Raw genomic sequence first — 12103 nt, 5'->3', positions numbered from 1 at the left:
ACAAGTTGGCGAACCAACATGCAGGACAATACCGCTAGATTCTGATTAACGCAAGCAGATTTATCAGAATTATTTTATCGGAACATACACAAACTCATGCCCGCCGGACTCCGCGACCTCTTTTTTCCCCAGAATAAACCCTTGCCGATAAAGCTTTTTGAGCTTCCCACTGGCATTTTGCGTAGAGAGGTCGAACTCTGATGCCACCATGCTAGTCGTGGTAAATTCATTTCGCATAATGAAATCAATGAGCTGTTTTGTTCCTTCGGTCAGCACAGGACCGATGATGCTATAAGTACTGCCATAGACAAAAATCGGCTGGTCTTTTGCTGTCGCGGCATATGACCAGTTATCCAGTAGGTCCTTAGACGTAACTCCTGTGAGGTAAAAGCCTTTATCTTCACGAAGCAACTTTGCAAGTGAAACAACGCTTTCTCTGGGAAAGGATGCATCGGTGGCATCAATTCCTTCAAGAGAAATGCCGAACACATTCTGCTGAGGGTTATTGTCCACTATCTGCTGGAGCTTACCAAAGACCTCTCTTCCCATTTCGTTACCGAATGCAAAAGAGTCGCCGACAAGATCGAAAAGTTTGATGATAAGTGATTTCTGTTTCATCTGATTAAGTTAATCTGTTTTATTCAGGGGTGTCAATAAAGAAATCGAAGCAGATATGAGTACCGTTTATCAAGCTAAGATTTTCCTTAACCTCAGCGGTGACAAGTTCACCATCTTTGTAATTCAGTTCAATGCTGAAATGTGTTTGTCTGATGATGAGCAACGCTTCGTTTTTGGACGCTTGCTTTCGAGAACTTTCAAAACCAAGGCCACGCCCTTCTTTTGAACCATGGCGGCTAATCCCGCCGTTAGAAAAAACGTGTTTAACCAGATCTATGTCGGAACGTAATAAACCAGCAGGAAATTTTGCATATAACTCAGGATAATTACCTTGGAGCGTTGCGCGTAAGGTTGCCACTACTCCTAGCCCGCTATCCGAAATCACCGTCTGTATATGCTTCCTTCTTCCCTTTCCATTGTAGCTCTGGAGAGCGGCAAAACCAGGAATATGGCTATTACTGTGATCCTTCACATTGTTAATGAGTTCGCTAAAGACCGTCATAATGACAGTAAGATAATCTTTGGAAGCTTCAGAAACGAAGCGTTGTCCCAGTCTCTTGATAAGTTCACTGATTTCGGCCTTTGTTGAACCCATGTCTATCGCGCCTAGTTCAACCAGACTCTCGCTGTTATCAACATATTTTACAGCATCAGAATTGCCAAGCTGGGGTCTGAAGGGTAGAACGGTAATCTTTTGATCCAGCAGATCGTAAAAACCAGAGCGGTTGAGGAAAGTTCTTGTTCTTTTACATTTAGTTAAATCAATAGTGACCGCGATATTTCGGGATGACAGTTGATTAAGTAAAGACAGCATCCTGGCAATAGCCACCATCATCAGAGAACAGTTTTTGGCAAAGATTATATCGGCTGCTTTGTAGGTCCCATCTAAAGGATTTCCACTTTTAGAAAGAGCATCCTCAAAGTCATCTTGGGTAAGCCATGTGTCACCAGGAAGCGAAAGTACAAAAGTTCTGTTCTTAGACTGGAACCACTTGTAATTCTCATCTTGATTAAATAAATGCCCACTTCGACTCAGGAATGAATTGACCTTTTTTTTATCAAACCCAAGTTGCTTGGCGATCTCACGCCCCGTCAGGCCTGGGTTAGCGTTAAGTAGCTTATCAATGTCACTGAACATTATTATATTTTTTCCTGTCAATCCTCAGCGGAGGTCTTGCCAGTTATTCTAATGAGTTGTTTATGAAATCGCTATAGTTTCAGCCTGCAAGGGGCGTTGTTGAATAAATCGAACTTTCAGCGGTAAACAGGATCAGATCACTCTCTTCCCTGACAGTACATGGCGAACCGTGGCAAAGCAGAAGTTCAAAATCACCAACTGGAAAACGTATAACCACGCCCTCCGTCAACGGGGGTCGCTGACAGTCTGGCTCAGCGATGACGCCACCGCCGCATGGTACGATGCCGCTGAGCCTGCGCGGCGAGGCCGGCCGTTACGTTACTCCGATATGGCGATCACCACTGCATTGATGCTCAAGAACGTCTTTAACCTTGCGCTGCGGGCGTTGCAGGGATTTATCGATTCGGTTTTCCATCTGATGAATGTGCCGCTGCGCAGCCCGGATTACACCAGTATCAGCAAACGGGCCAAAAGTGTTAACGTCAATATCAGGACGCCGACACGCGGCGAAATCGCGCATCTGGTCATTGATTCCACCGGGCTTAAAGTCTTTGGCGAGGGGGAATGGAAGGTCAAAAAACACGGTGCGGAAAAGCGGCGGGTGTGGCGCAAGCTGCATCTGGCGGTGGACGCGGGCACACATGAGATAGTCTGCGCTGACTTGTCACTCAGCGGCGTGACGGACGCGCAGGCGTTGCCGGGGCTGATAAGCCAGACGCACAGGAAGATAAAGGAAGCGCTGGCAGACGGGGCTTACGATGTGCGCGACTGCCACGACGGTTTGAAAAGGAAGAAAATCAGGCCGGTCATCCCGCCGCGCAGGGGAGCGAAATACTGGCCTTTGGAGCGATATCAGGAGCGAAATCAGGCGGTGGCGCAGCAGCGGTTGACGGGAAACAACGAGGCGTGGAAAAAGAAAGTGGGTTACCACCGGCGTTCACTGGCGGAAACGGCGATATCGCGGATGAAGATGATGTTGGGAGACCGGTTGTCGCTGCGTGATTACGATGGGCAGGTGGGTGAAGCGATGGCGCGGGTGAAAGCAATGAACACCATGACGCGGCTGGGCATGCCGGTCAGTGTTCGCATTGCCTGAGAGATGAGGAAAGGGCTTTGCTGCACCCCGAAAATGATTTATTCAACAACGCCCCTGCAAGGAAACTTAAGCGGGCTTTTAGTTTTAAAATAACGTCAGATATTTAACGTCAAATAAAGAGAAGTGGTTAGTTTCTCACAGATCCAATCCAGCCCCACGGCCTCTGAGCCACTCTTTTCTTTCGCGATAATCCGGCAATACCTTGTCCACCTCGTTCCAGAACGCTTCCGAGTGATCCCGATAACGCAGATGGCAAAGCTCGTGGACGATGATATAGTCAATGACGCTTAGCGGCGCCATCAGGCATTTCCAGTGGAAATGGAGATCGCCGTTCGTGCCGCATGAAGCCCAGCGGTAACCCAGATCCTTAATTTGTACTGTACCGGGATTCACACCTACTTTGGCTGCAAACCAAGCCACTCGACTGCGGATACGAGGTAAACCTTTCATTTGATAAAAAAGTACGAACGCCTGATGAGCCGCGGAATAGCCCTCCTCCTCTTCGATAATCTCGCGCCGCATGCAGAAGCGGCCATCCTTAAGTTTGAGATCATCAATTTGTCCGGCGATTAACTGAAGTCGGTAGCCGCTTCCCAGATAGAGAAAAGTCTCACCGTTAACCCATTCACGCACTACTCGTGTAGCATTAAGATCGCGCCACTCAGCCAGATTTCGGTAAATCCACATGCGCTTGCTGAACACAGTTTCATCTACCTGCTCAGGTGTCATTCGCAGGGGAGGCCGCACGGTAATAGCACCGTTGCGTTCAATCACAATGTCGGTAGTCTGACGATCGCTTCCTGGCAATAATTGATATTCAATATCGCGAACCTGCCGGCGTTGCATCATGCATCCTCCGTCCGTACCATGTTAATCAGTTCATTATGGCGATTTTTAGCCAGTTTCATGATTTCCACGGCCACTCGCTCACGATTCAGCTTCAACTCCTCGATTCCGGTCCTGGCGATCTCGGTTTTAATCAAACCACGCACACGCTTTTGTTTGTCAGGGTTCAGCCAAAAGTCGATGCTCGCGATGCTTTCTTGCAGTATTGTCACCGAGGTACTCATCAACGCTTTGAACGCAGGCTTATCCGCATCATTAACAGTACCGCTGGCAAAGCCAAGCTGAACAATGTGCTGATAAAAAGTGGTCACTTCTTTACTCATCCCCTCTTCACCTTGCTGCCGACCTGCAATAGCCTCCTTGCGTAGATCAGTCAATTTTTCAGCCAGCAATTCCCATTCGTCGTGGTGCTTCTCGATCAGCGCGTTCACCTTTTCAGACAGGCTCTTATAGAAGGCCGGATCCTCATCGTGGTGGACGGTACAGTGCTTGCGGATAGCATGTTCCATCTCGCTCGCTTTGGCTTCACTGTTCTGCCCGGCATGGCTGGCCAGCTTCTCGAGAAAGTCTTCTGATAACAACTCTACCGGTGGCACCTTCGGGTTGATACCAAGACTGATCAGATGCTCATTAATCAGGGCCTTAACCTTTTCACCTGCGCTACCAAGGTCAAGACTGGTGTCCTTATAACGCTCTCTGGCGACCTGCAAAATGTAGCCGAACCGTTTTGCAGGTACACGATAGGCCTGGGCAGAGTGATGCGGCAGGATGATATCCAGACTCATCAGAAACTTTTTGAGGTAGACCTCGAAGTCTGCACGTTTTTTCTCATCTTTCAGGGCCTTGACCGCCTGGTGCACGACGGCGGCCTCGGCATCCAAATGAGATAACTCACCATTAACAAAGGCCCTAATCTGCCTGATTCCCAGGGCGCTGAAATGTTGCAGCAACCGCTGATAGCGTTCGTCCAGCACCGGCAATTCTGACGTGATATTCTGCATTCCATCGTGCAGTTCCTGCAACTCATCACTGGCGGCGTACAGTGTAAGCGCCTCTGTCAGGTGATTGGCCAGACCGATATAATCAACGATATATCCCCGCTGTTTTCCCTTTTTCACACGGTTGGTCCGCGCGATAGCTTGTAGCAAACTGTGCTCGCGTAACTTTTTATCGATATACATCACCTGCTCAATCGGCGCATCAAAGCCCGTTAACAGCATGTCGCACACAATCAGAAAGGCAATGCCGGTATTTGCTTTGTCGGGATCATTCAGATCGAAACTACGGCAAAAGTTCTCCACCGCATTCATGCGCTGCGCCTGTTTGCGCGCATACGTGATAAAGGCCGCTTCATTAGTGCCATCGCTGGAGATAACCACCGCAGTTTTCAGAAAACGCAGACGCTCAATCAACGCTGTATCTGGCAGAGTCAGCCCTTCTTCCTTGGTTATTCTTTCAGCCAATGCCGCTTCAATACCGTTGCGGTAACGCACACAGGCCAGCTTCGAATGGCACACCACCTGTGCCTTAAAGCCGTTTGGCAGGATGTTGTCCACATAGTGCGCAACCAAATCGCGAGCAATGGCGTTGATACGGTTTTCTGCCTCCAGAATATCGCCGGTAGCGCCGTATTTTTTCTTGATCGCCAGCAACTCCTCATCACTGCGGTCTTTGAATAAATCTTCAAACGCCGTATCAAAAGCATGCTTCTCGTTCAGCGCACTGTCAGCGGTTTTGCCCTCATAGAGGATTTGTAGCGTAGCGCCATCGTTCACCGCATCCATCAGCCGGTAGGTATCGATGTACTCGCCAAAACGCTTATGGGTTTTCTTTTCGCCATGACGATCGGTAATCAAGGGCGTGCCAGTGAATGCAATCCGGGCCGCATTGGGAAAGGCCTCAAACAGGTTATCACCTAGGTCCGAACTTTGCGTACGGTGAGCCTCATCAATCATCAAAATGATGCGTTCAGAGCTGTTCACCACGCCAAAGGTCTTACCTGCGGGCATGGCCAGATAAGTACCCAGCGCCTCGGCGACTACATTAGTCAACGTCTGTTTTTGCTCCTGAAACTTGTGCACCATGACCATGCTAACGTCCGAGCTATCAGTGGCAAGATGTGCACGCAAGCCCTGGCGGCTTTCAATCACATTCACCCGCCCGCCGATCAGGGTAGCGGTGTTGCACAACTGTTCTTCCAAATCCTGTCGGTCATTCACCAGAACCAGCTTGTAATCGCTCAGGTCGAGACTGGCACGGATCGTTCGGGCCAAAAAAACCATGGTCAACGACTTGCCTGAGCCTTGGGTATGCCATACCACACCGCTACGCTCCAACGATGTATCGCCCTGACGCAGGCGTTCGATAATCTTGCCCGAAGCACGAAACTGCTGATAACGGCACACCACTTTAACGCGCGGCCCACCGTCGGTATCCATAAACACCGCACTGGTACGCAAAATCTGTAGCAGATTGGTTTTATTCAGCATCCCGGCAATCAGTTGCTGCTGGGCATTCATGCCCTCACGGGCGGCATCATCTTGCGGGTAGATCGTTTTCCAAGCGTAGTAATGTTCTTCGCCAGAGGTGATGCTGCCGTAGTCCGCCTCCAGGCCGCAACTGCGAATCAGCAGCAGGTTACTGTAAAAAAGTCGCGGCTCACCTTCTTTCAGGCCCACGTTTGCAGTTTCCTTGCGTCGCCCCATATAGCGCTGCAACTGCACAAAGGCTTCCTGCATCGGGTTAGCACAGGTTTCCGAACCTTTCTTGCATTCCACCACCACCAGCGGGATGCCATTCACGAACAACACAATATCGGGAATGATAAATGCCTTCACACAGCCCGGCGTGTCAATGCGGAATTGGTTAACGGCATGAAACTGATTGTTCGCTGGGGTGTGAAAATCAATCAGACGCACCACCGGGTCAGTTTCACCAGTCAGTTCGTTGCTGTCAGTCTGCGCCTTGAATAGCAGCGCCTGCACGGCTTCATTAGCCTCCAGCAGAGTAAGATTGGGCTGACGCAGCAGTTGGCCGCGCAACTCTTCCAGTTGTCTGTCCGTTAACCATTCGCAGTTATCGTCAGTACGGTTGATGGCTCGAACAGCCTTGTCGAAGATTTCAGGTAAAAGCCACTGGCGAAAGTTGTTGCGCAAGCTGGGGCCCGCCTGCTGTGGAATACCGCAGCCCTGGTCGATCACCGTCCAGCCCTGCTCACCCAGTTGGTTCAGAAAAGGCTTTTCAACTTCGCTGTATTCGCTCATACAGAGTCCTCTTCTGTATCTCCTGCCAACTCTCGCTCCAACTGCTCAATGCTCGGTAAGCTGGTTTGCAGCTCCACTGGGAGGGATTCAACTAACTTGTATTCAGCAATGCCCATAGGCTGGGACTTATCCCCTAAGGCATATTCGGCAACGACTTTGTTTTTGCTCTTACAGAGCAAAAGACCAATTGTCGGGTTATCCTGCTCGTCTTTCACCTGCCTATCCACCGCCGTCAGATAGAATCCCAATTGCCCAAGATGCTCCGGTTTGAACTTACCGCCTTTGAGTTCGATTACCACATAGCAACGTAACCTGAGATGGTAGAACAGCAGGTCGATAAAGAACTCGTCACCGCCTACATCCAGCAACACCTGTCGCCCGACAAAGGCAAAGCCCGCACCAAGCTCCAGCAGAAACTCGGTCACATGCTTTACCAAGGCGTTTTCCACTTCACGTTCCTGTGCTTCCTCAGTTAGCCCAAGGAAATCAAATCGGTATGGGTCTTTCAGTGATTCACGCGCCAGGTCAGACTGCGCCTGAGGCAAGCTGACATCAAAGTTGGTTATCGCACTGCCGCTACGCTCTAACAGGCGACTTTCAATTTGCATTACCAGCACATTACGCGACCAGTTATGCTCAATAGCTTTGGCGGCATACCAACGGCGATCTTCCGGGCGATTAAGTTTGTCCAGCAGGGCCAGTTGGTGATACCAAGGCAATTGTGCAAGTACCGCTTGCACAAATTCCGCATCCGGCCAAGCTTCGGCAAAAGCGCGCATATACTTGAGGTTACGCGTTGAGAATCCCTTCATTTCCGGAAAGGCTGTGCGTAGGTCATGCGCCAGCCGTTCAATGACTTTCGCCCCCCAGCCTTGATCAGCCTGTCGGCTAAGGATGTCCCGACCTATCTGCCAATACAGTCCCACCAGTTCCCGGTTGACCGCCAGCGTGGCACGCTGCTGGGCGCTATGGATACGCCCCTTCAGGTCGGCCAGCCAGTCGGCGTAGCCGCTGGGTTCTGGGGTCATCGAAACCGGGCGCTCTGATGTCATGCCGTTACCTCAGTGTTTGGTTCCTTAACATGTACAGGCACTTTGCCGGTGAGTAGATCTTGCATCAGGCCGATTTTTTGTTTTCTGAGCTTTTCTAGTAGCAAACTTTCCTGCTGAATTTGCGCTGAAACCTTGATATATCGAGCATAAATTAATGTTTGCTCGTTAAGATCTGGAATTGGCAAATGTAGAGTCTTTAAGGTGCTAGACTGAATTGCATCCATTATCCCCCCTTGCATTGCACGGCGAAACCACGCTTTGGCCCATGCTGAATGGTTAAGCTGCCAGCAGATCAATTCAGGAATAGCTTTCTCAAGATCAAATGTCATCGTCCAAAGGTGCTTGGAAGAGAGCCCAAGTTCAAGATTATCTGGAATGACACAGCATCTACCGACAGTTCCCATAATCGTGATGACAACATCACGAGGACGAACTCTGTACTTGGCTAACTCTTTAAATTTTTGTTCACTTACAAACCGACGAAACTCAGGTTCAAAGCGCTCTACATGAACATTATCGATACCTAAGAATGGAATGCCATCCTCAACCAGTTCATGTTTAAGTAAGGCACTACCAAAGGGTCCGCTGCGGATATTGTTTGGTAGTGGTGCGAGTAATTCTTCGAGAATTGAAACCTTCCACTCTTTCGGAACCCATCCGATCTCTGTCTCTCGATACATCCCAGGTGCCTGACTGCGCGAGGGGCGAAGTTGGCCGTTGGGTAATACGCCTCGGGTAAACAGATCGTGCATAAGACCCGTTTTAATTTGCTTATATTTGGCAACTAGGGCTTTGGTTTTTTCGATAGCAATATCATTGGTAGTAAGAATAGCTGCAATTTTTGACTGAACTGATAACGCTTTTGGATAGCGCAACTTCAGGATTCTTCCAAGATCCTTTGGTACGTGAGGAACCCCCGTACCTGTTCGACGGTGCTGAATCCAACCAAATCGATCAGACAGAACAAAAAACAGGTATTGCGGGTCGATTTGCTCGTTTGGAGTAAGTTTTGATACTGTAGAGGCAACTACACCTTCCTTGTCAAACCCGACCAAGCCAGATCTTTCACCATCCCACAACATTAGCGTGTCAGTTCTTTTAGCAATTACCCCGTGTTGAGTCGCAGCAAATCCGTCATGACCACCTTCAATGCCAGATGCTCCCAAATATGCGGCGAAGCCTTCGTTTGCAAAGGCGGAAGTATCAACCTTCCTGCCCTTTTGAAAAGTCACTAGCTCAGACAACGGCTTTTCAATCCATTCACTCATAACCCAACTCCACCAAAAACGCCTGCAAGGCTTTGGCTGCCTCATCACGCTCGGCCTCAATCTGCTTAGCCGTGACCGCGTACTTACTCCACAGATTTTCGATCGCTGCAATGCAGGCACGTTGATCGGCACGCAAATACTGGCGATAACTGTCAAATAGCGCGTTGCCTAATCGTTCGACAATAACCTTCTTCGCGTCATCTTTACTGATATTCAGACGCGCTTGCTCAACCAGTTCATACTTTTTCGACTCGGTGGATTTAATCGCTACCTTCAGTGATTTTGCTTCGTCTTCCAGAGCCTTATGTCGGGCCAATTGCGCTTCAATACGAGCTACCTCCTGCTGGTGGCTTTGCCAGTTACCAAAGGCGCTATCGCGCCTAGCAAGTTTCACCATACCCCTGGCTTCTTTAAGGCTGGCTTTCAGGGCCTTAACTTCGTCGGCAGGCAGTACGCCAGTATCATCATTATCTTCAAAGTCCTCTTCGCCTGCAGCGGCAAACAACGCCTGCAGTTCAGCCAGACGGGCATATTGCTGCTCCAGCTCAGTCAGCACCTGCGGGAACTGACTTTGAAGGATGTCCTGATCGGGGATCAGCTCAGGGCCCCAGCCACTGGCAGCGATAGATTTAAAATCAGAGGCAAGCAGTTTGAAGTAGTTGGCGAAGGCGCCCCGCACCTGATAGTGATTGAGCAGATGCTGACTGGCAAAGGTGCGTTCAATGCTGTCGAGCAGAGTGGCACGCATCTGATACACATTGGTGGCCTTGGCCTGTTGGTTATTCGCATCGGGCGCCAGCGCTTCAACCACGGGAAGGTATAGCTGCCACCAGCTTTGCAGCCCGGCCATAAATTGCGCTTGTCGCTCCGAAACGCCAGGATGGATATTAATATGTTCGGCGATAGCACGTTTGTCTTGCAACGCTGATGAAAAATCGACGTAAGCCACCGCTCCATTGCCTGAAAACTCGCTGTCGGCACGCGGCACAAAGCAGCTCTCCCGCAGACCAACATAGTTCAGCCAGAAATGGCCAAGGGCATTCACTTCGCTGACTGGTACGCCACCGTTCAGATGAGCACGTACATCATGCGGTTCTGGCGGCGGAGCGTTATCAACATAGCGACGGATGTTGCAGTTGTAGTCCTCGGCCTCGATATCCGCTATCCCCACGCGTTTAGCGTAGGCCGGGATATCTTGCCCGGCACGATAAGCCTGAACAATTTTGTCGATATCTTCCGGTCGCAGGTGATTCTGCGCCTTGCCTTCACGGTATTCGCGATCGGCGTTAATAAACAGCACATGCTTACGCTCTGCTGCACCCGCCTTGTTGAGTACCAGAATGCAGGCTGGGATACCGGTACCGTAAAACAGATTGCCAGGCAGACCGATCACAGCTTCAAGATAGCCGCGCTCAATAAAATACTGGCGCGCCTCGCGCTCCTCTCCGCCGCGGAACAGTACGCCATGCGGCATCACGGTGGCCATACGTCCATCGCTTTTGAGCACTGCTAACATGTGCTGTACGAACATCAGATCGGCTTTTTTACCTTTTTCCGGCATCCATACGTGGAAACGGCCAGGGTAGGCGATGGGGACTTTTTTCTTGGTCCCCGTGCCATCATCTTTAGACTGGCTGCGCACGTAGTTCTGGCTGAAAGGGGGATTAGCCAGCACGCGGTCAAAGCGCCTGAGTTCGTTATTTTCCGCTTTATGCCGCGGGTCAACAAGCGTATCGGCGTTACGGATATCGGCGTGCGAGATTCCGTGCAACAGCATATTCATCTTGCAGATAGACCATGTAGTGCCCATCTTTTCCTGTCCGTTAAGCGACAGTTCGCTGGCATCTGCACCACACTCACGCAGATAATCGCGCGCCTGAATCAACATACCACCCGAGCCTACCGTCGGATCGTAGACGCTCATTCCTGCCTGTGGGTCACAAATCTCGACGCAGATGCGCACCACCTCTGCCGGAGTGTAGAACTCACCCGCCTTCTTGCCTGCTGAATCGGCGAAGTGCTTAATAAGCCATTCATAGGCAGCACCGAGCAGGTCAGGGAATTCAAAATCATCATCCCGAAGCGGAATCTTTTCGAAGTTCTGGATAAAATCAACCAGGGTATCGTCATCAAGTGTGTTCTGGCCAATCTTGCGGTTGAAGTTGATGGTGCCCTTAAGCACATCCTGCAGGGCGTCAGTGTTACAGTCTTCCAGTTCCTCCAAAGCTTTGGTAAGCGCGGAGCCCACGTTGTCTTTGACGTGTTTTAGTGCAGGTTGAGGCTTGCCCGCTGCATTTATCCAGGGGTCGTTCCAGCGCGCACGCGGCGGAACGTAAAAGTATTTGCCGAAATACTGGTCCGGATCTTCCAGATTGAGGGTGATGTCAGCTTCAGACAAGCCAGCAGCTTTACCTTCTTTTCTGATTTCTTCACGACGCTGATCGAACAGGTCGCTGGCGCGCTTAAGGAACAACATACCAAATATGTATTCCTTGTATTCACTGGCGTCCATATTGCCGCGCAGATCATCACACGCGGTCAACAGCAGGCTTTCAAGGCGGGCTAGTGTAAGTTTAGGGGACGGCATTGTTGGATCTGTTCCTCGGATTTAATTGTCGCTGGGATTAACCCAACGCCATCAGAAAGTCGGTCACAAGCGCAATGAGACAGGTTTTGATCCCATTTTTCATAGCTGCCAGCAAAATCATGGTCGCTATTTTTGACGTTCGGTTCGACCATTGCCCTGCCTCAGGGAAGGATATGAAACACTGTATTTATGGCGTTTACGGAGATGCGACTCTTACTGACGGATGGTTTGGTTG

Annotated in this window: 8 protein-coding genes; 1 reads left to right on the top strand and 7 read right to left on the bottom strand. The window is 50.2% G+C overall.

Annotated features, from left to right (window positions below; genetic code table 11):
* Positions 1-69: 69 nt before the first annotated feature.
* Together EH207_RS05990 and EH207_RS05985 are read right to left on the bottom strand one after the other, a co-directional pair.
* Positions 70-618, bottom strand: a complete 549-nt coding sequence (locus EH207_RS05990; protein ID WP_126124240.1) for a MarR family transcriptional regulator — start codon at positions 616-618, stop codon at positions 70-72.
* A gap of 19 nt (positions 619-637) precedes the next feature.
* Positions 638-1756 carry an ATP-binding protein gene (locus EH207_RS05985; RefSeq protein ID WP_137713165.1) on the bottom strand — a complete coding sequence of 373 codons (1119 nt, stop codon included), beginning with the start codon at positions 1754-1756 and terminating at the stop codon, positions 638-640.
* A 169-nt stretch (positions 1757-1925) separates the two neighbouring features.
* On the opposite strand from EH207_RS05985, the gene EH207_RS05980 reads away from it, so the two are divergent.
* Positions 1926-2852, top strand: a complete 927-nt coding sequence (locus EH207_RS05980) for an IS5 family transposase (protein ID WP_137713140.1) — start codon at positions 1926-1928, stop codon at positions 2850-2852.
* Between the two features lie 135 nt (positions 2853-2987).
* Here EH207_RS05980 and EH207_RS05975 read toward each other — a convergent pair whose 3' ends face one another.
* From EH207_RS05975 to EH207_RS05955, 5 genes are read right to left on the bottom strand one after another with little or no spacing between them, the layout of a single operon-like run.
* Positions 2988-3701, bottom strand: a complete 714-nt coding sequence (locus EH207_RS05975) for a M48 family metallopeptidase (protein ID WP_246048943.1) — start codon at positions 3699-3701, stop codon at positions 2988-2990.
* Positions 3698-6961, bottom strand: coding sequence for a type I restriction endonuclease subunit R (locus EH207_RS05970; RefSeq protein ID WP_137713164.1), 3264 nt, complete (start codon positions 6959-6961; stop codon positions 3698-3700). The genes EH207_RS05975 and EH207_RS05970 overlap by 4 nt, the downstream gene beginning before the upstream one ends.
* A complete protein-coding gene (locus EH207_RS05965; RefSeq protein WP_137713163.1) occupies positions 6958-8013 on the bottom strand; it encodes a PDDEXK nuclease domain-containing protein in 1056 nt (351 codons plus the stop codon). Before EH207_RS05965 ends, EH207_RS05970 begins: the two co-directional genes overlap by 4 nt.
* Positions 8010-9281 carry a restriction endonuclease subunit S gene (locus EH207_RS05960; RefSeq protein WP_137713162.1) on the bottom strand — a complete coding sequence of 424 codons (1272 nt, stop codon included), beginning with the start codon at positions 9279-9281 and terminating at the stop codon, positions 8010-8012. The genes EH207_RS05965 and EH207_RS05960 overlap by 4 nt, the downstream gene beginning before the upstream one ends.
* Positions 9274-11868, bottom strand: coding sequence for a type I restriction-modification system subunit M (locus tag EH207_RS05955; protein ID WP_137713161.1), 2595 nt, complete (start codon positions 11866-11868; stop codon positions 9274-9276). The genes EH207_RS05960 and EH207_RS05955 overlap by 8 nt, the downstream gene beginning before the upstream one ends.
* Positions 11869-12103 lie beyond the last annotated feature (235 nt).

Origin of the sequence: Brenneria rubrifaciens (assembly GCF_005484945.1) — a bacterium.
Lineage (GTDB): Bacteria > Pseudomonadota > Gammaproteobacteria > Enterobacterales > Enterobacteriaceae > Brenneria > Brenneria rubrifaciens.
The sequence above is the reverse complement of the archived record's forward strand: the minus strand, read 5'-3'. Positions and strand labels throughout refer to the sequence as shown.

What these genes read in the sequence shown, in the direction of transcription:
- EH207_RS05965 (WP_137713163.1), bottom strand. Translation starts at nt 8,013, where the DNA reads ATGACATCAGAGCGCCCGGTTTCGATGACCCCAGAACCCAGCGGCTAC.
- EH207_RS05990 (WP_126124240.1), bottom strand. Translation starts at nt 618, where the DNA reads ATGAAACAGAAATCACTTATCATCAAACTTTTCGATCTTGTCGGCGAC.
- EH207_RS05970 (WP_137713164.1), bottom strand. Translation starts at nt 6,961, where the DNA reads ATGAGCGAATACAGCGAAGTTGAAAAGCCTTTTCTGAACCAACTGGGT.
- EH207_RS05960 (WP_137713162.1), bottom strand. Translation starts at nt 9,281, where the DNA reads ATGAGTGAATGGATTGAAAAGCCGTTGTCTGAGCTAGTGACTTTTCAA.
- EH207_RS05985 (WP_137713165.1), bottom strand. Translation starts at nt 1,756, where the DNA reads ATGTTCAGTGACATTGATAAGCTACTTAACGCTAACCCAGGCCTGACG.
- EH207_RS05955 (WP_137713161.1), bottom strand. Translation starts at nt 11,868, where the DNA reads ATGCCGTCCCCTAAACTTACACTAGCCCGCCTTGAAAGCCTGCTGTTG.
- EH207_RS05975 (WP_246048943.1), bottom strand. Translation starts at nt 3,701, where the DNA reads ATGATGCAACGCCGGCAGGTTCGCGATATTGAATATCAATTATTGCCA.